The sequence below is a fragment of the Candidatus Zixiibacteriota bacterium genome (assembly GCA_040752595.1).
GTDB lineage: Bacteria > Zixibacteria > MSB-5A5 > WJJR01 > WJJR01 > JACQFV01.
This window is the reverse complement of the sequence record JBFMGX010000004.1, coordinates 290,074-316,687: the sequence shown is the minus strand read 5'-3', so window position 1 is coordinate 316,687 and position 26,614 is coordinate 290,074. Positions and strand designations below refer to the sequence as shown.

Sequence of the window (26,614 nt, the reverse complement as noted above, 5' to 3'; positions counted from 1 at the left end):
CATGAGACGGAATCGTGCCTTGAGAGCGCACCTCATGGCAGCGGCTCTGGCGTCCGTCGCCATCGGGGCGGGATACACCGGGGCGGAGACACCCGGCCCTCCGGTGACGGCCGCCGCGCAAGCGCCGAACTTCGACCTGAACTGGCATTCAATCAACAATGGCGGCCAGATCACAACGGTCTCGCCAAGCTACGCGCTGGGTCTTTCCGTTGGTCAGACAGCGGCCGGGAAAACGAATTCCGTGAGCTTCGACCTTGGGATCGGGTTCTGGTACGGAGTGGGTGGCGGTGCCTGCGATTGCCCCTGCCACGGCGACCCACAATGCGACTCTGTGGCGAATGTGCAGGACGTCGTGCAAACGGTGAATGTCGCCTTCCGTGGTTCGGCGCCGGTGTTCGACCCGCAGTGCCCGAAGGAGCGCACCGATGTCAACTGCGACGGCGTCACAACGGTGCAGGATGTCGTCAAGGTTGTCAACGTCGCTTTCCGGGGGTACAGCGCGGCGACCGAATTCTGCGATCCGTGCGGGCTATAGCCGCCGCGACGGCGCATTGACAGCAACGGCGCGCCGTGGGGTCAACCCGCGGCGCGCCTGCGCATCGCCGTGGTCAAACGTGGATCACGTGCCCTGCCGACGTGGGACAGGATTGGGATGCGCACCGGACAGAACAGTGGGCTCCGCCCACTGTTTGCATCACTCCGTCGCGGGCGCCTTCGATTCGGTCGTCCCGCCTGGTCCGCCGGCGTACTCCATCCCGAGCTGCCACATCAGGTATCCCAGCTGGATCGAGTTGTCGGTGATCGTCTTGCTCACCGGATTGGTTCCGACGTGGCCCGACTTCAGATCATAGTAGAGCAGAATCGGCGTGCTGTCCCCTTCGGTCGCCTGCAAGAGTGCCGTCATCTTGCGCGCATGCATCGGATCGACCCGTGTGTCGCCGTCGCCGGTGATGAACAAGAACGCCGGGTATTTCACACCGGTCTTGACGTTTTGATACGGTGAGTAGGCGCGCAGATAAGGGAACTGGTGGGCCGAGTCGGCGGAACCGTATTCGGAAATCCAGTACGGCCCCATCATCGACCGGTGGTAGCGCAGCATGTCCAAGAGCGGGTGCCAGCAGACCACGGCCTGGAACAAATCGGGGCGCTGGTTGCTCACCGCGCCCACAAGGAGGCCGCCATTGCTGCCGCCGCTGATCGCCAGACGCGACGGCTTGGTGTACTTGTTGTCCACCAGCCACTGGCCGGCGCCGATGAAGTCGTCGAAGACGTTCTGTTTCCTGTCGAGCATTCCTTCCTGGTGCCACTTCTCGCCGTATTCGCCGCCGCCGCGCAGCGCCGGTGCGGCGACAATGCCGCCGGCCTCCATCCAAGTGGCGTAGACCGGTGAGAAATACGCGCCGCTGGAGGCATTGAATCCGCCATACCCGGTCAGGAAGACCGGATTGTTCCCATCCTTTGTCAGCCCTTTGCGATGGGCGAGGAACATCGGGACACGAGTGCCGTCCTTTGACGTGTACCACACCTGCTCGACTTCGAAGCCGCTCCCATCGAACGGCACGTCCGGCTTGAACCACACATCGCTTTGGCCGGTGGCGAGATCGTAGTGATAGATCGATCCGGGAATGTTGTACGTCGTGAAAGAGTAGTACCCTTCCAGGTCATCCCAGCGTCCGTAGAGCGATCCGCCGGAACCGATGCCGGGAAGCGGCAACTCGCCCTGCGGCTCGCCGTTGGGGCCGAAGATTTTCACCTTATTGGCGACGTTCTCCAGGTAGTTGACGAAGATCTTCCCGCCGACATAGCTGATGGCCTCGATCGGCATCTGCGCCTCGGGCACGACGGTGCGCCAGGTCTCCCGCGCGGGGTTTGCCAGGTCCGCCTGCATGATCTTCCAGTTTGGGGCGTCCTGGTTGGTCTGGATGTAGATCTTGTCGCCGATGACGGACCCATAGAAGAGCGCATCGATCCCGGTCACCACGGGAACCACCGGGCCGTCGTTCATCACATCCTTGACAAACAGCTCGCACTTGCTGCCGCCCGCGCCGTAGTAGACAGCCAACTGCAGCGTGCGCCGATCCTCGGAGAGCGAGGCGCCGACGATTTCCTCTGGGCCATACCCCTCGCCGAAGACCAGGCGATCCTCGGCCATCGGTGTCCCGAATTGGTGATAGAACACCCGGTCGGCGCCGCCCTCGATGCGCTTGGCGTAGTAGCAACCCTTCTTGTCCAATGCAATCGACATCCCGAAATAGACGTTGGCGGGAAAGACATCGGGGGGTTCCTCGCCGGTGTCGATGTTGCGGAAGTGGATTTCCTCCTCATCCTGTCCCCCCTGACGGATCGAGTACGCCATCAGCATCCCATCCTCCGAGACATCGCTCAGAGCGGCGTTCGTCCGAAAGTCCTGGCTCAACGTGTGGGGATCGAGCAGGAGCTTCTCGGGGCCATCCTTCCCCTCACGGCACCACGTCGTCCACAGTTCCTGATCGGCTTTGCGCCGGACGTAGAAGTACCGTTTCCCATGACGAGATGGGGCAGAGACGCGGTCGATGCGCACCAGTTCGGTGAAGCGCTTCTTGATGGCGTCGAGCGAGGCGAACTTGGGGATGAACGACTCCGTGTACGCAATCTGGCTGTCGAGCCAGGCGCGCGTGGCCGGGCTGTTTTGGTCTTCGAGCCAGCGATAGGGGTCGGTGATCACGACTCCGTGGAGTGTATCAACCACCGGTTCGACCTTGGTCGACGGCGGGGCTGCCGTGGCGGTGATCGCGGTCACGGCCAGGAGGATCGCGGCCGCCAGCAACGCACGGCGAACGCTCAAAGCACAATGCAACAACATGGCAGACTCCTTTCCCCTGTCGGAGATGGCAGGGCGCAGGGAAGATAGGGTGCAAACGACGACTCTGCCAAGGGTCCGATGAACCGCCGGAAAATCTGTGGCGCCGTGTATGGACACCCGATGGCACTCTCGCCGGGGACACGAGGCCAAGCCATCACATGACGTCCCGGCTTTCCTGTTGCATTCCCTCCCGGCGGCCGATAACTTCGTGCGGGGCAACGTGCCGGCGTAGCTCAGTTGGTTAGAGCGCCTGACTGTGGATCAGGAGGTCTTGGGTTCGACCCCCGACGCCGGTATCTTTCTTTCCACGAAATAGGGAGAATGCGCATGCCTCCGGTAGAACCGAAGCTCCTCAAGGGTTTTCGCGATCTGCTGCCCGGTGAGATGCTGCTGCGGGAACGGATCACCGCGCAGGTGCGCGAGGTCTATGAGTCGTACGGCTTTGCGCCGTTGGCGACGCCGGCGCTGGAATACAGGGAGACGTTGCTGGCTTATGGCGAGGAGACCAGCAAGCAGATCTACATGTTCGACGAGCCCGAGGGGAACCGCGTCGGCCTGCGCTTCGATCTGACCGCCCCGCTGTCGCGTGTCGTCGCGCAGTATGTCGACCTCCCCCGTCCGTTCAAGCGCTATCAGATCCAGCCGGTCTGGCGATTCGACAAGCCCGATCCCGGCCGCTTCCGTGAGTTCATCCAGTTCGACATCGACACCGTCGGCACCGACGCGATGATCGCCGACGCCGAGATCATCGCCGCCATCCATGAGTCGTTTGCACGTCTCGGGCTGGCCTCGCGGATCCGTTTCAGCAATCGCAAGATCCTGAACAGTCTGCTGTCGTACGCGGGCATTCCCGCCGGCATGGCGCATGCCGTCTTCCGCGTGCTCGACAAACTCGAGAAACAGGGACGGGACGCCGTGCGTCTCGAGCTCGGGCCGGGGCGCAAGGATGACTCCGGCGCGTTGATTCCCGGCCTGGGCCTGGACAAGAAACAGATCGATCGGCTCGAAGCGTTTCTCGCCATTCCCGCCGGTTTGCGCACGGAGGTTCTGCGCGACGTGGGCGCCCTCTTCCGCAATGTCTCCGGTGCCGAGGAGGGCATCGGCGAGCTGCGCGAGATTCATGAGTATCTTGACGCGCTGGGCATTGATCGTAACGACGCTGCTATTGACGTTAGTATTGCACGGGGACTCGACTACTACACCGGCCCCGTGTTCGAGGCGGTGCTGACCGACCCGCGCACCGCCGGGATTGGCAGCGTCATGGGCGGCGGCCGCTACGATGGGCTGATCGGCGCCTTCACCGGCACGCCTGTCCCCGCCACCGGGGCCTCGATCGGAATCGACCGGCTGGTGGCCGCCGTGCAACGTCTCGATGGCTTCCGTATGCGCCCCTCGACCGCGGATGTCATCGTGACCGTGATGGACAAAGATCGGATTGTTGACTACGCCCGGCTGGCGCATGAGCTGCGTTCAGCCGGTATCCATACTGAGATGTACACCGGTGAGGCGACTTCCATCGGCAAGCAACTCAAGTACGCCGACCGATTGGAGATTCCGATCGCTGTGATTGCCGGCTCGAATGAATTCGCATCCGACCAGGTCTCAATCAAGAACCTGAAGGTCATCGAGACACAGAAGGTGCAGACCAAAGACCGCCAGGAGTGGGTCGAGAAACGCGTCGGCCAAAGAACGATCCCCCGTTCCGACCTGATCGCAGAAGTGAAGTCGATCCTGAAGGACCTCGCCGAGTCGTAGGGGCGACCCGTTGGGTCGCCCCAGACAGGCAGGAATGCCTGTCCTCCTGACGGCACACGGATTCATAGGAGGACAGACATTCCTCTCTGTCCATCTTGGTCTTTCCGATTGACGGGCAGCCGCCAGGCATTATCTTGCGTTTTGGCAGTTCGCTTTTTCACAAGCGGCAAGGCTGGAGGTGATCATGCGACGGTCCGAGGCCCTGCCCTTGCTGGCGGGGATGTTGATTTTTGCGCTCGGCGGTACGATGCACCCGACGACTGCCGGTGCACAGGATTTCTGCTTCAACGCGGCAGTGGACTATGCGACCGCTGGTGGCCCCTTCTCAGTGGTTGCCGCCGATCTCGACGGGGACGGGGACGCCGACCTCGCCGTGGCCACCCGCGGCTGGGACAACGCTGTCGCGGTGCTGAAGAACAACGGGGATGGAACCTTTGCTGGAGCAGTGAGATATCAGAGCGGTGATGGTCCCTCGTCCGTCTGCGCCGCGGACTTGGACGGCGACGGGGACATCGACCTCGCGGTAGCCGTCTATGGAGGCAATAGCATATGGGTGTACAAGAACTACGGCGACGGGACTTTTGCCCTCGCAGTGGACTATGCGGCCGGCGGCTATCCCTACTTCATTGTCGCATCTGACCTGGATGGGGATGGTGACGCCGATCTGGCAGTGGCCGATTATGGCAGCGGGGACGTCTCTGTGTTGGAGAATAACGGCAATGGGACCTTCACCGCCCCGGTACAATACGCGGTCGTTTCCTCGGCCACCTGTATCGTAGCTGCCGATCTGGACGGAGACAATGATCCCGATTTGGCGGTGGGAACTCTCGGCAGCGACAAGATCTCGGTATTGATGAACAACGGCGATGGGACTTTTGCGGCGGCAGTCAACTATGCGGTCGGGGACGGCCCGAACTCTGTCTTTGCTGCCGATTTGGACGGGGACAACGATGCCGACCTCGCGGTGGCCAATTGGGCCAGCGACAACGTCTCGGTGTTGAAGAACAACGCGGATGCCACAGTGCGGCTACAGTCAACTACCCGACCGGGGACTGGCCCTTCGCAGTCTTCGCGCCGATCTGGACGGGGACAACGATGCCGACTTGGCAGTGGCCAACTGGGACAGCGACGATGTCTTGGTGCTGATCAACTGCGCTCCGTCCCCCTGTCACTGCCCCTGCCACGGCGACCCGCAATGTGACGCCATTTCGGACCTGCGGGATGTCGTACAGGTGGTGAATGTCGTGGTCCGGGGTGAAGCGTTGCCGCCCGATCCGGATTGTCCAAGGGCAAGGACGGATGTCGACTGCGACGGCGTAACCGCGATGTCCGATGTGGTCAGCGTCATCGACGTGGTCTTCAGCGGCGCCAATTCCGCAGTGGAGTTCTGCAATCCCTGCGCACCGTAGGGTGGGTCCTTTGGACCCACCATCAGGGGGCTGAAAGCCCCCTATCCGCAAGAAGCCGTTGTGTCCTTCCATTAGAGAGAGGCTCAGCCGGAGCTTCGCCCTCCCGACTATTGGTGGAGTACGCCAGCGGGCGTTCGTCCGTCAACGGCTCTCAGTACAGCGCCTTGACGTACCCGCCATCGATCGGCAGCGCCACGCCGGTGATGTAGGAGGCGCGTGTGGAGGCGAGGAAGGCAACGGCGTCGGCAAACTCCTGCGGGGTCCCCATGCGTTTCATCGGGACTTCGACCTCAATGCGACGGTAGAACTCCTCGACCGTCCCCTTGCCGGAGGCGGCGAACATCGCCGCCAGTTCCTGGATGCGTTCGGTGTCGGTGTACCCCGGGCAGACCGCGTTGACTGTGATGCCGGATGTAGCGACCTGCGCCGCCAGCGTCTTCACGAATCCCAGGACACCGGCGCGCGCGGTATTGGAGAGGATCAAGTGGTCAATCGGCTGACGTGCGGCCACCGAGGTGATGGCGACGATTCGACCCCAGCGTCGTTCCTTCAGTCCCGGCAGAACCTCATAGCACAGGGCAATCGTGCTCATCAAGTTGAGTTCCACCGCCGCGCGGTAGTCATCGACGTCGAACTCTGCGGCCTGTCCTGCGGGTGGACCGCCGGCGTTGGTCACGAGTATGTCAATAGCACCAAACGCGCCGGTGGTCTTGCGCGCCAAATCACGCACGTCGGAGGCCCGCGTGACATCGGCGGCAACGCCGATCACCTCTGCGCCGGTCTGATGGCGAATGTCCGCCGCCGCGGCATCAATGGCGCTCTGTGCGCGGGAACAGATCGCGACCCGCGCGCCTTCGCGGGCCAGTTGCAGCGCCACGGCTTTGCCCAGCCCGCGGCTGGCGGCGGCGACCAGGGCGACCTTGTCCTTCAGTCCGAGGTCCATGTGATGATCGTAGGCGGGCTTTGCCCACCATCAGGGGGCTGAAAGCCCCCTGTCCTCAATTCGTGCCAGTCACGGACGGCAAGGGGCTGAAGCCCCTTGTTTGCGATTCCCTCGTCGAATATGTCCTGTGTACAGGCACGGCGTGTCGCAGATCCCGAGCGGAGCCGAGGGGCCGTGCCCGTCAACATCGTCGAGGGACACACGATTCGGGCACAGCACGCTGTGCCCCTACAGTTCCCTCTCGCTATTCATCCACCTGTTCCGTCAGGTAGGTCTTGACACCCATGTGCCGGATTTGATCCAATTGAGCTTCCAGCCAGTCGAGGTGATTCTCTTCGTCTTTGAGAATCGACTCCAGCAACTCGCGGCTGCCGTTGTCACCCAATTCCACGGCCTGCTTGATCGCGGCATTATAGGCCGCGACCGCGCCCGTCTCGGACTGCTGGTCGATGACGAACTGGGCTTCGACATCATGGCCAATGCGGATGTCTCCGAGTCGGTTGACCACCGGCTGGCCTTCCAGGAACAGAATGCGGGCAATCAAGCGTTCCGCGTGCTTCATTTCCTCGATCGCCCGCTTCTCGATCGCCTTGTGCAGCCGTTCGTATCCCCAGTTGTCGCACATCTCCGAGTGCACCATGTATTGATTGACCGCAGTCAGCTCATCGGCCAGCATGGCGTTGAGCGTCTTGATCACCTGCTCGTTGCCTTTCATCGCCGTCTCCTTCGGGTTTCCCGTTCTGGATCGTCATCGCCTGTTTCAACCGACAGGTTAGGCAATACCACCCCGACAGACAAGGGATTGCCCTGGGGCCAAAGTGTCAAAAAACTGGGCCATGGCGAACGGACGGTGGATTTACTCGCAGAATGGGGCGTTGTATCTTTCTTGGTCCAAAAGGAGGCCGAAAATGCGCAAGGTGCCAACTGTCTGTCTCTGGATCGCCGTCATCGCCGCGCTGCTCGTTGTCCCCGTGCGGGCCGATGAAGGCATGTGGCCGATGTTCTCGCTTGACCAGCTCAATTTCGATTCCCTCAAAGCCATGGGACTGAAGCTCGCCCCCGGGGAAATCTACAATCCGGACGGCAGCGGGCTCTGGGGGGCGGTGGTTCAGATCGGCGGCGGTTCGGGATCGTTTGTTTCGCCCGAGGGGCTGATCGTCACCAACCACCATGTCGCCTTCGGCGCCATCCAGAGCCAGAGCACGGCGGAGAAGAACTACATCGACGACGGGTTCCTGGCGCGGACGCGCGCCGAGGAGATTCCCGCCATCGGCTACAACTGCTATGTCTGCCAGTCGTTCGAGGACGTGACCGCGAAGGTGACCAGCGTGTTGAAGACGGGTATGTCGGATCTGCAGCGGTACCGGGCGATCGAGAAACGCACCAAGCAATTGGTTGCCCAGGCGGAAAAGGGACGAGACGTCAAGTGCGAGGTGGAAGCGTTCGACGGCGGCCGCCAATACGTTCTGATCACCTACTTCAAGATACAGGACATCCGCATCGTTGCGGTGCCGCCGGTCGGAATCGGCAACTTCGGCGGCGAGATCGACAACTGGATGTGGCCGCGTCACACCGGCGACTACTCGTTCCTGAGAGCGTATGTGGCCCCGAACGGTCGCTCGGCGGAGTATGCCAAGGAGAATGTCCCCTATCACCCACGTGTCTTCCTGCCGGTGTCGGCGGGACCCTTGCGGGAGGGCGACTTCGCGATGACGATCGGCTATCCGGGCGGGACGTCCCGCTTTGAGAGCTCGTTTGCCATCGATGAGGCGGTCAATGACTTCCTCCCCACGGACATTCAATACCGCCGCGACATGATCGCGATCATGGAGAACGCGGGCAAGGACGACCCCGAGGTCGCCGTGCGCGTGGAAGCGCGTATCGAGGGACTGGCCAATTACTTGAAGAACAACGAAGGGATGCTCACCGGCTTGGCCAAGGGGCATGTCCTGGAGCACCGGCAACACCAGGAAGAAGCCCTGACCTCCGCTCTGAAGAACCACCCCGATCTGGCCGCGAAGTACGGGCAGACGCTCCCGGGTTTGCGGGCGCTGCATGAGAAGCGCCGTTCCTACCGCGAGAAGCAGAGAGTCCTCTCCTGGTTGGGACGCTCCTGCCGCTTCTACAGTTTCGCCAGCCGCCTGAACAGGTGGTCCATCGAGAAGACGAAGAAGGACATGGACCGCGAACCGGCGTACATGGAACGGCAAGTCCCCGCGCTGAAGCGCCGTCTGCGCGAGGAGCAGGTCAATCTCGTCCCTGCCGTTGATCGCACGATGCTGATCTACATGCTGAAACGGGCGATGGCGCTGCCCGCGGATCAACGGATTGCCCCGCTCGATCGGTTGGTCGGCGACGCTTCCTCCCAAGGGACTGAGGCCGCGATCACGTCGCTGGCGGACCGGCTCTATGACGGCACCAAAGTCGGGACCGTCGAGGATCGCATGACGATGTTCGATATGACGCGCGAGCAACTGCGGGCGCAGAACGACCCGTTCATCGAATTAGCGGTTGCCCTCTATGATGAGACCGAGACGATGCGCGAGACCGGCAAGGAATTCGACGGCGCCCTCAAGAAACTCAATCCCGAGTTGATCTCCGCCTATCGCGAGCTCGGATTGGGGCCGCGTTATCCCGATGCGAACGGCACGATGCGTCTGACCTACGGCATCCTACAGGGATACTCTCCGGCCGATGCGGTGCATTACTCGTGCTTCACGACGCTCACCGGCGTCGGTGAGAAAGAGACCGGGAAAGAGCCGTTCCATTCACCGCCGGCGCTTATCGAGGCGCTGCGGCGGAAGGACTTCGGACGCTACCTCGACGTTGCGCTCGGCGATGTGCCCGTCGATTTCCTCACCAATCACGACACGACCGGCGGGAGCTCGGGCAGCCCGGTGGTGAACGCCACCGGCGCGTTGATCGGCCTCTGCTTCGACGGGAACTATGAGTCGATTGCGGCCGACTACCAGTTCGAGCCGCGCGTGACGCGCACGATCAATGTCGACACGCGCTACATTCTCTTCACGCTCGACACGGTCATGGGCGCCAGGGAACTGATCGCCGAGATGACGGTCCGGTGATCATTCAGACGGCGTTGGGTGAGCCGAAATACGTGTGCCACTGACCAAGGTCAGTGGCACGTTCATTGCAGACGCGTGTGTGCCACTGACCTTGGTCAGTGCCACGTTCGTTGCAGACGCGTGTGTGCCACTGACCTTGGTCAGTGGCGACGTTGACGAACTGACCGCTCCAGCTCGGGCAGCCATCGCCTGCACGGATCGTCCTGCTCTCCAGATGGAGGAGACGACACTGACCAAGGTCAGTGGCACATGGAACACAGTCGACTGTGTGCACAGAAGAACGGGGCATCCCGATTGGGATGCCCCGTTGTGTTTCGGCCGACCAAGTTGGTCAATCAGGCGGCAGAGGTGGGCAGTTGGTCGGGTAGGGGTTGCAGGCGCACGGGTCGCAGATTTGCGTCGCCGGAGCATAACCCCGGAACGCCACATTGACCATGCGCACGACATCCTGCACCGTGCAGACCCCGTCACAGTTCAGGTCGGTGCGCTGCGCCGGATTCCCCTGAACACACGTCGGATCGTAGGTCGGCGCGCCGCCGCGGAACGCGACATTGACCGTCGCCACCACATCCTGAACGTTGGGTACGCCGTCGCACACCGGATCGCCGTGGCACGGGCACGAGCACTGGAAGCACTCCGGCATTGGCAGACAGGTCGTGTAACCGCCGCAGGTCGGAATCCCCGGACAGGTCGCTTCCGGCGCACAGGTCGCCGTCCCCGGACAGGTTGTCCAGCCGGGGCAGGTAATGATGTTCCAGCAGGTCGGCTGGTAGTTGCAGGTGGCCCCGCCGGTGCAGGTCGCCTCACCGCCGCAGGTCGGTCCCACGCACGTTGCGGACCCGTCGCAGGTCACTCCGCCGCCGCAAGTCGCCGTGCCCATGCAGGTCATTGACCCCGGACAGGTCGGGAAGCCGTCACACGTCGGAGATTGCTCGCAGGTGAAGTAACCGGAGCAGGTCGCCGTGTAGTGACAGGTCGTCATGCCCTCGCAGGTGATGAAGCCGACACAGGTCGTGCCCTCCGGACAGGTCATTCCACCTGGGCATGTTGGCTGCACGCAGGTCTCAGTCATCATGCATGTCGGGGTTCCTGGGCAGGTCGAACCAAAAGTGCAGGTTGGCGTCCCATCGCACGTCGGTGTACCTGGTCCTCCACAGGTCATCCACCCGGGACACGTGTAGTAGTAGCCGCACGTCGGGAATTGGCTGCATGTCGGCGTCGGATCGCATGTTATGGCCGGGATGCAAGTGGTCGACCCTTCACACGTCGGATACCCTGGTGACGTGGGATTCTGCTCACAGGTCAGTCCGCCGGCACACGTTGCGGTCCCGTAGCATGTCGGCGCTCCGGGGCAGGTCACCGCCGCCCTGCAGGTCGAGGTCCCGTCGCAGGTCGTACCGCCCGGACACGTCAAAACGCCGGTGCAGGTCGGTCCGCCCGGGCAGGAGAATCCTGCACACGTGGCTGTTCCCGGACAGGTGTTGGCGCCGACGCAGGTTGCGCCGCCCCAGCAAGACGGATCCTGGTCACAGGTCGGTTGCGGGGCGCAGGTCACGTCGCCGCAACTCGGATCACCCGGACAGGTTCCGGTCCCGGTGCAGGTCAACTCACCAGGACACGTACTCGTGCCGGGACAGGTCGTGGTTCCGATGCACGATTCCGTACCCGCACAGGTCGAGGTGCCTGGACAGGTCGTCGCCCCGTCGCACGTGATGTCGCAAGTCACGGTACCGCGGCAGGTCTCCCAACCGGGACAGGTCATCTCGCCGACGCAAGTCACCGTGCCCGCGCAGGTCACCATGCCGTCGCAGGTCTCGATCGGATCGCACGTCGGCGCTCCCGGGCATGTTCCTGAGCCGGCACACGTTGTGCTGCCGACACAGGTCGGGCTCCCCATACAGGTGGACCCATCGGGTGAGCAGGTCATGGTGCCGGTGCAAGTGGGCGCCCCCGGACAGGTGTTGGCACCAATACAGGTCTCGGTACCAGGACATGTCGTGCTGCCGGTGCAGGTCACCGACCAACTGCAGGTCGGCTCGGGATTGCAGGTCGGTGTGGCCCCGCCGGCGCAGGTGATATTGCGGTAGCAGGTCATGTACCCTTTGCAGGTCGGCTGATCGGGGCAGGTGGCGATGTGCATGCAAGTCACGCCGCCGACGCAGGTGCTCGTCCCATCGCAGGTTTCAGCGCCAGGGCAGGTCGACATGTTCTTGCAGGTGGGGGTCCCGAAGCACGTGAAAGTGCCTTCGCAGGTTTCGTACCCGGCGCAAGTCGGGATTCCCGGCATGGTCGGCTCGCATGGGAAGGCCGGCTGGCATGTGGGTTGACCCGCGCATGTCGTGTACGCACTGTAACAGGTGAACGAGCCTTCACAGGTGGGATATCCCGGTGATGTCGGCCACTCCGGACAGGTCGGGAATCCATGGCATGTCTGTGTGTACCAGCAGGTCAACGACCCTTCACAGGTTGCCTCTCCGGCGCAGGTCGGACCGATGTCACCGCCGCAGGTTGGGCCTGTGGTACATGTCAGGTACCCGTCGCAGGTCGTGTATCCATGGCAGGTCGACATGTCAGGGCACGTCTCTGAACCCGCACAGGTTGTGTAGCCCGGACACGTGGCCACACCGGGACAGGTCGGCGTCCCGCAGGTCGATTCGCCATAGCAGGTCGGGAAGTCGATGCACGTTGTGCCGGGGCTGCATGTCGGCGTGCCGTCGCAGGTCGCATGCGACGCACAGGTGATGTCACACGTCACGAAGCACGTCGGTGAGCCATTGCAAGTCGGGAAACCATAGCACGTTGGCCCACTTTCACAGGTACTGGTCCCAATACACGTGGGCGATCCGGCCGAAGTCTCCGATCCGGGACACGTCGGCGCGCCCTGACAGGTCGCCTGGCCCCAGCAAGTCTCAGTGTGGGGGCAGGTGGGCTCGCTCGAGCAAGTGGGACCGGCAGTCCCGCTACAGGTCGGACCATACGTACAGGTCAGATGGCCGTCACAGGTCTCAGTCCCGTGGCATGTGCTCTGACCAGGGCAGGTGTACGCCCCCGGGCAAGTGTAGTTGTATTGGCAGGTCATCATCCCCGGCATGGTCGGCCGGCACACCACGTCATAGCAGGTCGGCGCGGCATCACACGTAGGACCGGGTGTGCACGTGACATAGCCAATGCAGGTCGCCGGCCCGGGGCACGTGGGCGTGCTGGGACACGTCGCCGAACCCATGCATGTGTATGTTCCCTGGCATGTCGAAGCGCCGCTGCAAGTCGGTGCGTCGGGACAAGTCGATGAGCCCTGGCACGTGGACATCCCCTGCATCGTCGGATTGCAGTCGACCAAACACGATGAATACCCCATGCAGGTCGGATACCAGCCGCACGTCGCGGACCCGTCGCATGTCATGGTTCCGGGACACGTGAGTGTACCGGGACAGGTAAACGTCCCCTGGCAGGTGCTCCCGCCACACGTTGTCTGGCCGACGCAGGTCGCCGAAGCGTCACATGTGCCCGAACCGGTACAGGTCACTGAGCCCACACAGGTGAACAGCCCGGGGCAGGTCGCCAAACCGCACGTGGCGGTGCCAGTGCAGGTGGCTGTTCCCATACAGGTCTGCCCACAGGTCGTCGTCCCCGGGCAGGTCGATGTTCCACCGCAACTGGCGGTGCCGGGGCAGGTCTGCATCCCGGCGCAGGTCGGGAACCCGGCCATCGTCGGCAGAGTATCCGCTCCCGCAGGTCGTGCCGCAAGGGCCAAACCGTTCCCGGCCGGCCGTGCGACTGGAGCCGCAACTCCCTGATCGTCAAACTTTTGGATCGACTGCTGCAAACTGCGCGCGAAGAGCGGAGAGGGTTGAGGATCGGATGCCGCACGCGCGGCACCGAAAGGAGCGAGGGCAAGACAGACGAGGACCATTACTGCCGCGACGACAGCGGGAGGACCAAGACAGGATATCGCTTGCCCCGTCGCTGAACGGCGCGGTTCACCACGGATGGTGACCATAAACCACCTCCTCGGTGGGTAGTGTTGGAAGACCCCGGGGCCGCCGACATTGCCACTGACCCCGACACGGACTATTCCAAAGATCACCTCGCCGACAACAGTTGTCAAGATGTACTTTTCATCTTGTCAAAACGAGATGGTTATGCTCCTGTTTGCGCGTACGCCCCCCTCGCGCGAGGCGTGGACAGCCGATTCTGACGCCGACGCCGCCGTCAAGGGGCCCCGAGACCTGAGTTCCGCCGAAGTCCTGCGGATGCCGTCTGCTTATATTGCCACCACGGCGCCCGTTGATGCGTCGTGAGGAGACGGGAATCATGGTATCCGAGACAGTGGTCAAGATGGCGAAGGATGTGCGGGCGGAGTTCATCGATCTGAAATTCTGCGATTTGCCGGGGCATTGGCATCATGTCACGCTGCCTTTGAGCTCTCTGAACGACAACTTGTTCACTGCCGGGGTTGGCGTGGATGGCTCGTCGATGCCCGGTTTCGCGTCGATTGAGCGCGGCGACATGATCCTGTTGCCCGATCCACAGTCTGCCTTTCTGGACCCGTTCTTCGAACGCCCGACGTTGTCGATGGTCGGGGACATCATGGATGCCGGCGAGAAAACCACCCCGTACTCGCGCAATCCCCGTCGGGTGGCCCACGACGCCGAACGCCATCTCGACAAGGTCGTGAAGGGAGCCCGCGCCATCTTGGGGCCGGAATTCGAGTTTTATGTCTTTGACCGGGTCGATTTCTCCCAGCGCCCGGAGCATGCCTTCTATCGCCTCGAAGCGGTCGAGGCGGCCTGGAACGCCGGTGTCGATCAGGAGGCGCTGGCGTACAAGATCCCCTACAAGCGCGGGTATCACGTCGCCCCGCCGCTGGATCGGACCTTCAACTTGCGCTCGGAGATTGCGACATTGCTCGCGGCCGCCGGCGTGGGGCTGAAATACCATCACCATGAAGTCGGCGGCGCCGGACAGCATGAGATCGAGATCGACTTCTCCCCTCTTCTGAAAGCGGCCGACCAGACGATGCTGGTGAAATACATGATCAAGAACCAGTGTTTCCGCGTGCGCAAGTCGGCGACTTTCATGCCCAAGCCGCTGTTCAATGAACCGGGCTCCGGCCTGCACGTGCATCAGTACCTCGCCGACCGCAAGGGGTCATTGTTCCACGATGCCAAGGGAACCTGCCGCTTGTCGCGCTTGGGACTGCACTACATCGGCGGTCTGTTGGCGCACGCCGACTCGATTTTGGCGTTCACGAATCCCTCGACCAACTCATTCAAGCGCCTGGTCCCCGGCTTCGAGGCGCCGGTCGCCGGGACCTACGGAGTCGGCAACCGCACCGCCTGCGTGCGCATCCCCGGATACCAGCGCGACCCCAAGAAGATGCGCTTGGAGTTCCGTCCCCCCGACGGCACGATGAATCCCTATCTCGCCTTTGCCGCCATGCTGATGGCGGGAATCGACGGCATCAAGAGCAAGCTCGATCCCGGATCGCCATTGGACCGCAGTCTCGAACAGTTTCCCGCCACCGAGCTGGCGCGCATCCACCAACTGCCCACGTCGCTAAATAAGGCACTCAATGCCCTCGAAGCCGACCACAAGTACCTCGTGGCCGGCGGCGTGTTCACCGAGGACTTGTTGGAGAGCTGGGTGGCGCTCAAACGCAAGGACGTCGATCAGATCCGCAGCCGCCCGACGCCGTACGAGTTTGAGATGTACTATGATAGCTGAGGCGGCAGGTGTGTGTGCCCGCGATCTCTGATCGCGGCGTGCGGCGCGTTGTGATTGTCCCGCTTCGCGGGACCGCGATCACAGATCGCGGCCACGCCCGCACATGTCCTCGGTTGTAGGGGCGACCCGGTGGGTCGCCCTTGTTCGTTGGGTCGAAGGGCGAGGCAGCGCCTCGCCCCTGCTCCATCTGGCACGGGTACAACTGCGGCCACGCCCTCATTAGAATCCCCGTCCCCCGCCGCCGCCGAAGCCGCCTCCGGAGAATCCACCGCCACCAAAACCGGAGCGTCCGGCACGAGCGCGCGGCGCCGAGGTCATAACCGAGGCCGTATGCTGCGACATGCTCCCCAACCGGGTGGCGAACAGCGCAGGATGGAAGATTCCGCCGGGGACAGCCCCGCGATACCATTGCGGCGGCTGCTTGGCGATGCCATCGAAGGCGCTCGACCAACTGTGCTCCACGCTCAGCGCCATGGCATACGGGAGGTATTTCTCAAACAACGATGGCGTCATGTCCTTGCGATCGAAACGAGGACCTTCTACCCGCCGCAGAAACTCCTCGAAGCCGAGCACGCCTTCGAGGGCCTGCGCCCCAAGAGCGGTGCGTGCCGGCATGATCAATCCGAATCCGCCGATGATCAGCGCGGTCAACGCTCCGGCGACCACTGCCGCCGCCGGGGCCATCCCCCATTGATCGCTCAAGACAATGCCGACACCGGCGATGATCCCGCCGGCGAGGAATCCGCCGGCAATGTACGACGCCTTAACCCGATCCGGGCGGGAACGGTAGTAGCGCCGATCCATCAGCCGCGAGAACAGCCGGTCCCGGATGCCGGGCAGTCTGGTGTAGAAGCGATTCTTCAGCGCATCGAGTGGCACGAAAGTCAGTTGACCTGTGTCGAAGATGGCATCAAGCAAAGCGTACTCATGCGGCGCCAAGCCGTCCCACTCCCTCAGCGGCTTGAGGAGTTGGAATGAGAAGTCCTTGCCGGACATTAGTCCCAAGAGCTTCGGTTCATCTTTCTCTTCAATGGCCACATAGCCGCGCGTGGCCAGATCAACCAAAGTCGCGGTGACGTCGCGCATATCCGGCGAGTTGTCGGCCAGAGTCCCGACTTCACCAGGTGTCAATCCCTCTGGGGGGTCATACCGTACAGCGATCGGGCGCAAGCGCGGGTCGCGGCCATGCTTCGACCACATCCGGAACATCAGGGGGAAGACGAACACCGGGATGACCAGAAGCCAATTGGCACGCACGAAGTCGGCGATGCGGGCGGTCGCCCCGGGCGGCTGCACGACACCCTTGTCCCAGCCGATCACGGCGGTCAACCCTTCACGGAACGCGAGCGGCCGCAGCATTCGAAGTTGCACGCGATTGCCGTTGATCGTGACTTCGGCGTCTTGCGACTTGGAACCATGCGAGCCGGTGAATGCCAGCGCCCGCAGCCCGGAGGCGCCGTCAGGCAGGGTAATGTCGGCGGTCGCCGACTCGATCGGCATTTCCCACTCGTCGCCGGTGATGTTCCAGTACAACTCGTCGTGATCTTCGAAGAAACGTAGAGCGTTCGGCACACGGTAGCGGACGACGACTGTACGAACGGCGTTGACGGCATTCGGCACCCAGATCTTGATCTCCTGGTAGTGCCGTTGCCGGCCGATCTTGCGCTTGAGCGGATTCCCGGCCTCGTCGGTGACCTCGATCCCCTGCAATCGCAGGTTGTAGTTGAAGCCCTGCGGCGTACGGTAGTCGATCGGGATCGTCCGATAAATGCCGTTCCACGAGCCGGTGAAACGCAGACGGATCGTCTCGCTCACGACAATCGAGCCGTCGCTGTGGACGCCGACTTGAGCGGAGAACTGCTCGATCGCTAACGAGCGCGCCGCGGCGGCCGCCGGTGACACGATCAGCCACAGCACCAGAGCGGGCAGCATCAGCTTGCGCATCATCGCCACCCCCTGTCCAGATAGCCTGTGCCACGGGTCTTCAGACCCGTGCCCATCTCGAGGGCGCGTCGAAGACACGGGTCTGAAGACCCGTGGCACACGTCTCCATGCCGGTCGGTCAGCCGCACCTGGTGTCTCCGACGCTACGCCTTTTCGGTTTCGAAGTTGACCTTCGGCGCCACCCGCTCGGCCGGTGTCTCCAGCTCGAAGAACTCGCGCGGTTTGAAGGCGAACATACCGGCGATGATGTTCGACGGGAAGATCGCAATCCGCGTGTTCAGATCGCGGACGACCGCGTTGTAGTACCGGCGCGCGCTTTGGATGAACTCCTCGATCTCGGAGAGCGTGGACTGCAATTGGGTGAAGCTCTCGATCGCCCGGAGCTGCGGGTAGTTCTCCGCCAACGCAAACAGCGATTTCAGCGTGCCCGTGAGGATGTTCTCCGCCTCGGCCTTGGCCGCCGGACCTTGCGCCGACATGGCACGGGCCCGGGCGTTGATGACGTCCTCGAACGCCTTGCGCTCGTGCGTGGCATACCCCTTGACCGTCTCCACGACATTCGGGATCAGGTCATAGCGCCGCTTCAACTGCACGTCGATGTCGGACCAGGCATTGTCGCACTGCACGCGCAGGCGCACCAGCGCGTTGTAGATGCCGATGACCCAGAAGGCCACGACGACGAGCAGTCCCAGAAAGATGAAGAATCCCAGCATGGTGACTCCTTCCCCTCCCCAACGTGAACGTGATGGGATATATCATGAGTCATCGTCGGAAATCAGGGTGATATTACGTGCGGTCGCTCCATGTGTTTCGCTCCCCCGGTCGATGTCCGCCGATGCCACGGCAATAAGCCGCTGTTGAGAGCATCGGGCAAGGGCGATTCACCGGGCGCGGCCACCGGCAAACTCAGTTGAGCCCGATTGTGCATTGACCACCGACAGCAAAGCGCATCGCGAACAGCAGACCCCTCGCTGCGCTCGGGGTGACAGGAAGATGGCGGGTTCCCGTCGTGAGCCTGTCGTTCCGAGCGTAGCGAGGAATCTGCTTTTCCACAGGCATCCGAGCAGATGCAATGTCCTGCACCGTCTGTCCGATCTTTCAGCACTAGGCTCGGTCGTAACCTGCCCCGCTCATCCGCATGCCCCCAACAGCCGAAAATGGAGATGATGGGGGCTTCCCTGGCCCCAGGAGGGACGATGCCGCAGATCGATGACATTCTCCGGCACATGAAGGAGTTGGATGCCTCCGACGTGCATCTCGTCACGGCGGCGCCGGTGACCTTCCGCATCCGCGGCGAGCTGGTCCCCGCCAATGATCGTCCCCTGGCCGCTCCTGAGGTCGAGTTGTTGGTCTATGAGATCCTGTCCAGCGAACAGATCGAATCGTTCGAAAGCCAGTGGGACCTGGACACGGCGCATACGATCCCGGGCTACGCCCGGTTTCGCGTCAATGTCTTCCGCGACCATCGCGGACCGGCGGCGGTTCTGCGTCTGATTCCGGAGGAGCCGCCGACGCTGGCCGCCTTGGGATTCCCCGAAGTGGTCACGCGCCTGGCCGAAACGACTCGCGGTCTTGTTCTCGTCACCGGACCGACCAACTCCGGGAAGTCGACGACCCTGGCGGCGATGATCAATCACCTCAATGAAACGCAAGGCAGGCACATCATCACGCTCGAAGATCCGCTGGAATTCGTCCACGTCAACAAGCGCTGCCTGATCAACCAGCGCCAGGTCGGCAGCCATACACGCGATTTCGCCCGCGCGTTGCGCGCTTCATTGCGTGAAGATCCCAATGTCGTCCTCGTTGGTGAAATGCGCGACCTGGAGACGATCCACCTCGCCCTGACTGCCGCCGAGCTTGGGCTGTGTGTCTTCGCCACGCTGCACACGAAGAACGCCGCCCAGACCGTGAATCGGCTCATCGACGCCTTCCCGGCCGACCAACAGGCCCAGACCCGGGTGCTGCTCTCGGAGGGACTGCGCGGCGTGCTGGCGCAGCAGTTGCTGCGTCGCGCCGACGGCACCGGACGGATCGCGGCGATGGAGATCATGCTCAACACCCCCGCGATCGCGAACATGATCCGGGAAGGGAAGACACATCAACTCATCTCGGCGATCCAGACCGGACGTCGCGAGGGCATGCAGTTACTCGAACATCACCTGGCACAACTGACCGACGAAGGCGTCATCACGACCGAGGCCGCTCTGGCGGCCGCCGCCACACCCTCTCTGTACACGATGAGTCTCGCCACACGTCAGCCGGAGCCGGTCGCATGATGAAGGGCGAGCGACTCGACGCCATTCTGCTGCGGCGTGGCTGGGTCACGGAGAAGCAGATTCTCCAGGGACTCCGTCAGCAGCAACGCACGGGCATTCGCTGGGGATCGGCGCTCGTGCAACTGGGAATCATCAACGAGACGCGACTGGCGGAGGCACTCGCCGAGCAGTACGACACGCCGATCTGGGACCCGGCGACGGCCGTGCCCGATGACGATGCCCTGGCGTTGTTCCGGGAGAATTGGGCGCGCGCCAAGGCGATGATCCCGCTGTCATACGACCCCGAGGGGAAGTCCCTTCGGGTGGCGATGGTGGACCCGTTGGACGTCGTGACCGCCGACGAAATCCGTTTTCATGCCAATATCCGCACGCTGACCATCGTGGCCGCGCCGCAAGTCTCCCTGCAGCGGATGTGGGATCGGTTCTACCGTCGGGGCGGTTATGAGGCATCCGGTTTGCCGGTGTCCTCCCGCCCGACCGGCCTGTCGCTGGAATTCGGGTTTACCGCCAACAAGACGGATGCGCCTCTGGACACCACGGCACCGACCGACGCGGTTGCCCATGTGCTCCTCTGGCTCTCACAGCCGTTCGTCGCCAAGCTGCTGCGGTCGCTGTTGGAAGTCGAACGGTGCGTCGTGTCCAACTGGGACGGTCGGAGCATCCCAGAGGGAGATTGGGACCATCTGGTCTACGATGAGGACAATGCGCTCTGCAATCCCGATTCGTTGACCCGCCTGAAACGCGCCCTGCCGCGTCTGCAATTGATCGCCCGTCCCTCGTGGACCACCTGCCTGCTGCGCTCACCGCTGTCGTATGAACGGCTGCGCGATGGGTACCTCCGGTTGGCCGCGTGGGCACGGCGCTGGTCGGGGCCAGGCAAGAACCAGGATGACGGGGCGGCCTCGCGCTGTGCCGTGGCGATGGCGCGGGTCCTGAGGATGCAGCCGTACGAGACGGACACCCTTGTGGCGACCTGCGAACTGGCCCCGCTCCTCGCGGCACGGGCAACGACCGCAAACGAACAGGCGATCCTGGCGGAGCAGCTCGGTTGCCCGTATCCCATTGTCGAGGTCATACAGGCCGCGGAGAGACGTTTCGACGAGACCGGGCTGGCACCGGGGCAATCGGCCCCGGATGCACCGTTCCCGGCGCGTGTGTACGCCGTGATCCGCTCGTTCCTCGCCGCCGGCGCTCAACATCCGGTGAAGACGATCGAGGCCGCCGGCGCACTGGCGGAGTCGCTTCGCCAGGAATCCGGCAAGACGTACGATCCGCTCGCTGTGGAGGCGCTGCTTCGCGTCGTACGCGAGGAAGTGCTGGAAGGGTACCTCCCCCCCGGTCCGGCCGAGGTCATGCTCGTGTCCGATCATCCGGTCGAGTGGCAACACCTCGTCCTGCTTCTGGAGAACGAAGGATGGCGTGTGGTAGTCTCCCATGGTGCGGCCGAGGCACGCACGCTGACCGAACGGCGCAAACCCGATGCCGTCGTCTGGGCCGCATCGGGGGCGATCGACTGGATACGCTGGCAATCTCACGTCGCCCCCGGAATCGCCAACTTCCTCTTGATGGAGGAATTCGATTCCAGCCGGGCCCGGACCGCGTTGGAAGCCGGGTATGAAGATGTCTGGAGTGGCGCATGGGATGCCGGTGTGGCCTCCGCCAAACTCCGGCGCGCTGTCCAGAAGCGGCCGCAGGTCCAGCACAAGAGTGAAGCGGTCACCGGCACGCTCGGCCAGCTCAGCTTCATCGATATGGTGCAGATTCTCGCCGCCGGCAGCCGATCAGTGAAGATCGAGTTGCACCATGGGCGGACGCAGGCGACGGTGATTTTGTGGCAGGGACAGATCAAGTTCGCCGAGACGACGGACAGATCGGGTGAGTCGGCGGTCTACGACATCCTCTCTTGGCCGGACGCCACCTTCTCCTTTAGCCCGGTGGAGACGATGCCCCAGGTCAACTGCCATTTGCCCAACGAAGCGATGCTGCTGGAAGGGTGCCGCCTGATCGATGAGGGCAAACGGGAATCGCAGGCCGCCACGCCTGCGAGAACGTGATTACAGATGTAGGTGGCTGTAGGGTGCGTGCTCTGTAACCACTATCAGAGGGCTGAAAGCCCCCCTGCCCACGGATTCTCTATCTTCGACGCAGGAAACAGACGGCACCTGCCCGCAGCCACACAATGCGTAGGGGCACGGCGTGCCGTGCCCGCAGGGGGCTGAAAGCCTCCTGTCCGCCAGAAACGTCGACTGGCGGACAGCCGGTTTTCAACCCGCTGATATCGCGTCCGGAGGATGCACCCTAAACAGCGCCGAGATAGCGATCCCATGCCAACAGGATCAACGCCTCAGCGGCATCAAGCGGCATTTGCCCACTGTTGATGACCAGATGGTAGTCGCGCGCGTTGTCGATGTCGGCACCGAACCCCTGTGCATAAAATCGCCGCCGCTCGTCGTCCATCCGGGTCACGCGTTTTTCGGCCTCCGCTGGTACCAAGTGCCCCGGACCCACGAGATTATCGATGCGCTGCGCCCGTGGCGCGACGACCCGAACATGCAGCCCGCCCCGGCCACGGAGAATGACGTTGGCGGCGCGACCGAGAATGACGGCGTCGCCGTGTTCGGCCAATGTCGTGATCGTCTGCGCCAGCAAATGGCGATACTCCGACCGGTCCACATAGCGGCCGGTGAGAATCCCTTCCACCCACAGATCGATCCCCGAGCGCGTCCGTTCATCCAATGAGGCGATCAGCCGCTCGCGCGCGCCGGTGTTCTCGATCAACAGGTCGAGGATCTGGCGGTCGACGAATTCGAAGTTCAGGCGGCGCGCCAGGCGAGCGGCCAGGGTACGTCCTCCCGAGCCGGTCTCGCGCGAGACCGTGATCACCCGCAGCGGCCCGGACGGAGTCGCCGTGTGCGGTGGGACACCCCTCGCCTGCTCCAGCAGAGCCCGGCGTCGCAACTGCCGGTCAACCAACGCTTCGATCGATGTCACGATCAACCACCCCTTTCTTCGGCCGCGAAAACGGGTCCATCAGCCGCACCGGGCACCTCGAGAATCCCTGTGTCGTTGCGACATATGTGACGTTCTCCCTCGGTCCGGTCCTGACTATGATACGAATCCGAAGGGCGCGAAACGACTCCCGCTTGAACGGCTGTTCGGCGTTTTGGATTGGGCAGCGGGCGTCTATATTGTGGCCGTGAACACCCACCCTGCGCACTGCGGGCGATTCGAGTCCCCCGCCGAGTGGAGCAAGGGCGAGGAGCTCGATCACCAACGCCGGCGACACACATCTGGGACATGAATGGGTGCGATACGCGGCTCCGGGGCAGTCAGATCGGCCCCCGGCGTAGCAGAAGAAAGGAAGACGAAGGATGTTCCGACGGGTTCACACGGTCTGGCACGGGATCGGCCTCGGACAGGCCATCGCCGTGGCCGTATCTTGGTCCGTGAACCACTCCCTGCTGTGGGTGATTGTCCACGGTCTGTTGGGCTGGTTCTATGTGATCTACTACGCATTGGGATTCGGACGATAGCGACAAAGTGTCCCGATGATCTCCCTCTCCTTCCATGGCGCCGCGCGCACGGTCACCGGGTCCAAATACCTCGTCGGCAACGGCACCGAATCGTTGTTGGTTGACTGCGGCGTCTTTCAGGGTCTCAAGGAACTGCGGCTGCGCAACTGGGACCGACCGCGTTTCGACGCGGCGGCTCTCGGCGCGGTGATACTCTCGCACGCGCACGTCGATCATTCGGCCTATCTGCCGCGCTTGTATCACCTGGGGTTCCGCGGCCCGGTCTGGTGCTCGGAACCGACCGCGCGCCTCGCTGAGATCCTTCTGTACGACGCGGCGCACCTGCAAGAGGAGGATGCGCGATTCCTCAACAAGAAGCAGGCGACGCGCCACAAGCCCGCCCTCCCCCTGTTCACCGTCGAGGATGTCCGGGCCGTGCTGCGGCTGTTTCGAACTGTGACGTTCGAACAACAGGTCCGGCTGTCACCCACGTTCTCATTTCGACTGCACCTGGTGGGGCACATCCTGGGAGCCGGTTCGGTTGTGGTCACGGTGCGTGACGACGGTGCGGAGCGCGTGGTGTGTTTCAGCGGCGATGTGGGGCGGTATGGCCGTCCCCTGCTTCCTGATCCGTTGCCGCCGCCGTCATGCGACTACCTGGTGTGCGAATCGACCTATGGCGATCGCCGGCACGAGCAAGGTGATCCCGCGGAGACCGTCGCCGCGTTGGTGCATCGCATCGTCGACACCGGTGGCGTGCTGTTGATCCCGGCGTTCGCCGTCGGACGCGCCCAGGAGATCGTCTTCATCCTGCGCACACTCGTCGACCGGGGCGCCATCCCGAAGCTCCCGATCCACGTGGATGGCCCGATGGCCATCGATGCCACGAAGATCTTCTGCGACTTTCCACGACTACACCGTCTGGGGCCGGGAGTCCGCCGCGACCCCGGCTGTGCGCTGCACGCCCCGTACATCACGTACCATCGCACACCGGAGTCTTCCAAGGCGCTCAACGCGCTGCCGGGGCCGCGGATCATCATCGCCGGGTCGGGGATGTTGACCGGCGGCCGGATTCTCCATCATCTGATGCACCGGATGGAGCGCCCCGAGACGATCATCGCCCTGGCCGGTTTCCAGGCCACCGGGACACGGGGGCGCGATCTGTTGGACGGAAAACGCGTGCTCCGTTTTCATGGCCGCGAGCATGAGATCCACGCCGATGTCGTCGAGATTGCCGGCCTGTCGGCCCACGCCGACTATGGCGAGTTGATGCGCTGGCTGGCGCCTTTGACCGATCCGCCCCGCATGACATTTGTGACTCATGGCGAGCCACACGCGGCCATCGCGATGGCCGAGCGCCTCACAAACGAGCGGGGATTCGCGACGACAGTGCCGGAGCTTGGTGACGAGGTCGCCTTGTGAGTGTCCGCGATCGCCGGACCATCGCGTCGAGTCACAATCCGCCGCCAGTCGGTGACAAGGCATCGAGTGATACATCAGAAGACGCTCATAACTGACTGCCCCAAAATGCGTTCTCTCGCCGCCCCAATCCTCGTCATCACAGTCTTCATCGCACAGGCGATCTGTCTGCGTGACGTGACGATCGACGACGTGGGCATCTCCTATCGGTATGCCCGTCACCTAGCAGAGGGGGCGGGGCTGACGTGGAACGTGGATGAACCACCGGTCGAAGGATACTCGAACCTGCTGTGGGTATTGATCCTGGCCGGAGCGCACCGCTTGGGGCTGGACATCGACCTGACGGCACGTATCCTGGGCGTCCTGTTCGGTGCCGTGACGCTGTGGCTGTTGGCACTGCTGATCCGACGAATCGCCGCCGGCTTCCGATGGTGGCAAGCGGCGGTCCCACTGCTGCTCGTCGCTCTGAATCCGGCCTGGGTCATGTGGCATGTGAGCGGATTGGAGATCGGTCTGTATGGGACGGCATTGACGCTCATCGTACTGGCGTTGACTGAACCGCCGTCGCGGCGGCGCTGGCTGCTCGCACTGGGAGTTTCCGTCCTGATACTGACACGCCCGGAGGGAAGCGCGCTGGCACCGATCCCGATTGTCGTCGGCTGGATCGCCGACCGCCGCCTCACAGTCCGGCACCGCCTCGGTACGTACGGGATTCCCCTGGCGATGGCTCTCGTTGTGGCGGCCGGGCTGATCACATTCCGGCTCGCCTATTATGGTTACCCGCTGCCGAATACGGTCTACGCCAAGTTCTCCACGGCCTTCCCATCCAAAGGCCAGGTGCTGCAATGGATCATCTGGGCGACTCCGTTCTGGTTGGCATGGGGGTATGCCATCGTCTCCTGGCGCCGGTTTCCGGAGCGATCCGCCGCCACCACCGCCCTCGTATTGGTTGTCGCGCAGACTGTTCTTGTCCTCCCGGTCAATCCGGTCATGAACTTCCTCCACCGATACCTGATTGCCTTCCTGCCCCTCGCCGTGATCGCCGTGCCCTATGCCCTGACGCGCCTGGAACGACTGGCGCGGTGGGTCCCGGCGGCGACCGCCGTCGCGCTCCTCGGCTGGTCATGGCAATTGTGGCCGCCCGTCGTCGATAATTACCACGCCCAACAGTACATGCATCATTGCCAACTGTGCGTGACGGAGTCGCTGCAGTCGCTCCCGGGCAGGCCACGCATCGCACTCGGCGATGCCGGACGAATCCCCTACTGGACCGACCTTCCGGCCACCGACGAGTGGGGACTCTGCGAACGGCGAATCGCCCACGAAGGATTCTCCCCCAGCATCATCCTCGGCTCGACCGACGTCTTCATCGCCCCGGTCCGCACACGCGGGGACACGCTCTGGCCGGTTTTCGGCTACGACAAGATCGTGATGCTTCAGCCCCGCTTCCGGGAAGAATTCCGTCTGTGGCTCTTCTGCACCGCCCCGCCAAGCGAACGCCGGGAATCACCGAACCCATTCTGGTACCTCGACTACGCCCTCTATATGAAGACGGATTTCGCCGCCCGCCATGGGATACCCCTGCCGCAAGACGGATAGGCAACGCGGGCAAAAATAGTCATGTTTGTGGGGCGGCGCGGGGAACGGCACCCGCGGAGTCGTGGTTCTCATCGTCATGACCATGGAGTGAGACCAATCGGACAGAAC

General features: G+C 63.1%; 21 protein-coding genes and 1 tRNA gene. 15 read left to right on the top strand and 7 right to left on the bottom strand.

The window, feature by feature from the left end:
- Position 1: 1 nt before the first annotated feature.
- Positions 2–535: a hypothetical protein gene (locus tag AB1792_01565; GenBank protein MEW5700905.1), complete on the top strand. Its 534-nt coding sequence runs from the start codon at positions 2–4 to the stop codon at positions 533–535.
- Positions 536–694: 159 nt separating this feature from the next.
- Here AB1792_01565 and AB1792_01560 read toward each other — a convergent pair whose 3' ends face one another.
- Positions 695–2,842, bottom strand: a complete 2,148-nt coding sequence (locus AB1792_01560; protein ID MEW5700904.1) for a prolyl oligopeptidase family serine peptidase — start codon at positions 2,840–2,842, stop codon at positions 695–697.
- Between the two features lie 222 nt (positions 2,843–3,064).
- On the opposite strand from AB1792_01560, the gene AB1792_01555 reads away from it, so the two are divergent.
- From AB1792_01555 to AB1792_01540, 4 genes are all read left to right on the top strand, one after another.
- Positions 3,065–3,138 (top strand) — tRNA-His (locus tag AB1792_01555).
- 31 nt (positions 3,139–3,169) lie between these two features.
- Positions 3,170–4,597, top strand: coding sequence for a histidine--tRNA ligase (hisS, locus tag AB1792_01550; protein MEW5700903.1), 1,428 nt, complete (start codon positions 3,170–3,172; stop codon positions 4,595–4,597).
- Positions 4,598–4,781: 184 nt separating this feature from the next.
- Positions 4,782–5,798, top strand: a complete 1,017-nt coding sequence (locus AB1792_01545; GenBank protein MEW5700902.1) for a VCBS repeat-containing protein — start codon at positions 4,782–4,784, stop codon at positions 5,796–5,798.
- A 31-nt stretch (positions 5,799–5,829) separates the two neighbouring features.
- Entirely contained in the window at positions 5,830–6,006 is a 177-nt protein-coding gene (locus AB1792_01540) for a hypothetical protein (GenBank protein ID MEW5700901.1), read from the top strand.
- A 151-nt stretch (positions 6,007–6,157) separates the two neighbouring features.
- Here AB1792_01540 and AB1792_01535 read toward each other — a convergent pair whose 3' ends face one another.
- Complete coding sequence (locus AB1792_01535; GenBank protein ID MEW5700900.1) at positions 6,158–6,949, bottom strand: SDR family oxidoreductase; 792 nt, start codon at positions 6,947–6,949, stop codon at positions 6,158–6,160.
- Between the two features lie 244 nt (positions 6,950–7,193).
- On the bottom strand, positions 7,194–7,664 hold the full coding sequence (gene bfr, locus AB1792_01530) for a bacterioferritin (protein ID MEW5700899.1): 471 nt from the start codon (positions 7,662–7,664) through the stop codon (positions 7,194–7,196).
- 193 nt (positions 7,665–7,857) lie between these two features.
- On the opposite strand from bfr, the gene AB1792_01525 reads away from it, so the two are divergent.
- Complete coding sequence (locus tag AB1792_01525) at positions 7,858–10,032, top strand: S46 family peptidase (protein MEW5700898.1); 2,175 nt, start codon at positions 7,858–7,860, stop codon at positions 10,030–10,032.
- Positions 10,033–10,363: 331 nt separating this feature from the next.
- Here the strand turns inward: AB1792_01525 and AB1792_01520 are convergent, their stop codons facing one another.
- Positions 10,364–11,107 (bottom strand): hypothetical protein, encoded by a 744-nt coding sequence (locus AB1792_01520; GenBank protein MEW5700897.1) that lies wholly within the window; start codon positions 11,105–11,107, stop codon positions 10,364–10,366.
- A 385-nt stretch (positions 11,108–11,492) separates the two neighbouring features.
- Here AB1792_01520 and AB1792_01515 point away from each other — a divergent pair, with 385 nt between their 5' ends.
- From AB1792_01515 to glnA, 4 genes are all read left to right on the top strand, one after another.
- Positions 11,493–12,119: a hypothetical protein gene (locus tag AB1792_01515; GenBank protein ID MEW5700896.1), complete on the top strand. Its 627-nt coding sequence runs from the start codon at positions 11,493–11,495 to the stop codon at positions 12,117–12,119.
- 51 nt (positions 12,120–12,170) lie between these two features.
- On the top strand, positions 12,171–12,359 hold the full coding sequence (locus AB1792_01510; GenBank protein MEW5700895.1) for a hypothetical protein: 189 nt from the start codon (positions 12,171–12,173) through the stop codon (positions 12,357–12,359).
- Between the two features lie 840 nt (positions 12,360–13,199).
- The gene (locus tag AB1792_01505) at positions 13,200–13,826 is read left to right on the top strand and encodes a hypothetical protein (protein MEW5700894.1); all 627 of its coding nucleotides are present in this window, start codon (positions 13,200–13,202) and stop codon (positions 13,824–13,826) included.
- A 517-nt stretch (positions 13,827–14,343) separates the two neighbouring features.
- Positions 14,344–15,756, top strand: a complete 1,413-nt coding sequence (gene glnA / locus AB1792_01500) for a type I glutamate--ammonia ligase (GenBank protein ID MEW5700893.1) — start codon at positions 14,344–14,346, stop codon at positions 15,754–15,756.
- Positions 15,757–15,975: 219 nt separating this feature from the next.
- Here glnA and AB1792_01495 read toward each other — a convergent pair whose 3' ends face one another.
- A complete protein-coding gene (locus AB1792_01495; GenBank protein MEW5700892.1) occupies positions 15,976–17,703 on the bottom strand; it encodes a DUF2207 domain-containing protein in 1,728 nt (575 codons plus the stop codon).
- Positions 17,704–17,843: 140 nt separating this feature from the next.
- A complete protein-coding gene (locus tag AB1792_01490) occupies positions 17,844–18,413 on the bottom strand; it encodes a LemA family protein (GenBank protein MEW5700891.1) in 570 nt (189 codons plus the stop codon).
- Between the two features lie 483 nt (positions 18,414–18,896).
- Between AB1792_01490 and AB1792_01485 the strand changes: the two genes are divergently transcribed.
- Together AB1792_01485 and AB1792_01480 are read left to right on the top strand one after the other, a co-directional pair.
- On the top strand, positions 18,897–19,976 hold the full coding sequence (locus tag AB1792_01485) for a type IV pilus twitching motility protein PilT (protein MEW5700890.1): 1,080 nt from the start codon (positions 18,897–18,899) through the stop codon (positions 19,974–19,976).
- Complete coding sequence (locus AB1792_01480; GenBank protein MEW5700889.1) at positions 19,973–22,030, top strand: DUF4388 domain-containing protein; 2,058 nt, start codon at positions 19,973–19,975, stop codon at positions 22,028–22,030. The genes AB1792_01485 and AB1792_01480 overlap by 4 nt, the downstream gene beginning before the upstream one ends.
- A 244-nt stretch (positions 22,031–22,274) precedes the next feature.
- On the opposite strand, the gene AB1792_01475 is transcribed toward AB1792_01480, so the two are convergent.
- Positions 22,275–22,967: a cytidylate kinase-like family protein gene (locus AB1792_01475; protein MEW5700888.1), complete on the bottom strand. Its 693-nt coding sequence runs from the start codon at positions 22,965–22,967 to the stop codon at positions 22,275–22,277.
- Between the two features lie 380 nt (positions 22,968–23,347).
- Between AB1792_01475 and AB1792_01470 the strand changes: the two genes are divergently transcribed.
- From AB1792_01470 to AB1792_01460, 3 genes are all read left to right on the top strand, one after another.
- Positions 23,348–23,509, top strand: coding sequence for a hypothetical protein (locus tag AB1792_01470; GenBank protein ID MEW5700887.1), 162 nt, complete (start codon positions 23,348–23,350; stop codon positions 23,507–23,509).
- Positions 23,510–23,524: 15 nt separating this feature from the next.
- Entirely contained in the window at positions 23,525–24,910 is a 1,386-nt protein-coding gene (locus AB1792_01465; GenBank protein ID MEW5700886.1) for an MBL fold metallo-hydrolase, read from the top strand.
- 105 nt (positions 24,911–25,015) lie between these two features.
- On the top strand, positions 25,016–26,506 hold the full coding sequence (locus AB1792_01460) for a hypothetical protein (protein MEW5700885.1): 1,491 nt from the start codon (positions 25,016–25,018) through the stop codon (positions 26,504–26,506).
- Positions 26,507–26,614 lie beyond the last annotated feature (108 nt).

Excerpts from the sequence above, each read along its gene's own strand:
- AB1792_01565 (MEW5700905.1), top strand. The coding sequence starts at position 2 with ATGAGACGGAATCGTGCCTTGAGAGCGCACCTCATGGCAGCGGCTCTG.
- AB1792_01560 (MEW5700904.1), bottom strand. The coding sequence starts at position 2,842 with ATGTTGTTGCATTGTGCTTTGAGCGTTCGCCGTGCGTTGCTGGCGGCC.
- hisS (MEW5700903.1), top strand. The coding sequence starts at position 3,170 with ATGCCTCCGGTAGAACCGAAGCTCCTCAAGGGTTTTCGCGATCTGCTG.
- AB1792_01545 (MEW5700902.1), top strand. The coding sequence starts at position 4,782 with ATGCGACGGTCCGAGGCCCTGCCCTTGCTGGCGGGGATGTTGATTTTT.
- AB1792_01535 (MEW5700900.1), bottom strand. The coding sequence starts at position 6,949 with ATGGACCTCGGACTGAAGGACAAGGTCGCCCTGGTCGCCGCCGCCAGC.
- bfr (MEW5700899.1), bottom strand. The coding sequence starts at position 7,664 with ATGAAAGGCAACGAGCAGGTGATCAAGACGCTCAACGCCATGCTGGCC.
- AB1792_01525 (MEW5700898.1), top strand. The coding sequence starts at position 7,858 with ATGCGCAAGGTGCCAACTGTCTGTCTCTGGATCGCCGTCATCGCCGCG.
- AB1792_01520 (MEW5700897.1), bottom strand. The coding sequence starts at position 11,107 with ATGATGACTGAGACCTGCGTGCAGCCAACATGCCCAGGTGGAATGACC.
- AB1792_01510 (MEW5700895.1), top strand. The coding sequence starts at position 12,171 with ATGCAAGTCACGCCGCCGACGCAGGTGCTCGTCCCATCGCAGGTTTCA.
- AB1792_01505 (MEW5700894.1), top strand. The coding sequence starts at position 13,200 with ATGCAGGTCGCCGGCCCGGGGCACGTGGGCGTGCTGGGACACGTCGCC.
- glnA (MEW5700893.1), top strand. The coding sequence starts at position 14,344 with ATGGTATCCGAGACAGTGGTCAAGATGGCGAAGGATGTGCGGGCGGAG.
- AB1792_01495 (MEW5700892.1), bottom strand. The coding sequence starts at position 17,703 with ATGATGCGCAAGCTGATGCTGCCCGCTCTGGTGCTGTGGCTGATCGTG.
- AB1792_01490 (MEW5700891.1), bottom strand. The coding sequence starts at position 18,413 with ATGCTGGGATTCTTCATCTTTCTGGGACTGCTCGTCGTCGTGGCCTTC.
- AB1792_01485 (MEW5700890.1), top strand. The coding sequence starts at position 18,897 with ATGCCGCAGATCGATGACATTCTCCGGCACATGAAGGAGTTGGATGCC.
- AB1792_01480 (MEW5700889.1), top strand. The coding sequence starts at position 19,973 with ATGATGAAGGGCGAGCGACTCGACGCCATTCTGCTGCGGCGTGGCTGG.
- AB1792_01470 (MEW5700887.1), top strand. The coding sequence starts at position 23,348 with ATGTTCCGACGGGTTCACACGGTCTGGCACGGGATCGGCCTCGGACAG.
- AB1792_01465 (MEW5700886.1), top strand. The coding sequence starts at position 23,525 with ATGATCTCCCTCTCCTTCCATGGCGCCGCGCGCACGGTCACCGGGTCC.
- AB1792_01460 (MEW5700885.1), top strand. The coding sequence starts at position 25,016 with ATGCGTTCTCTCGCCGCCCCAATCCTCGTCATCACAGTCTTCATCGCA.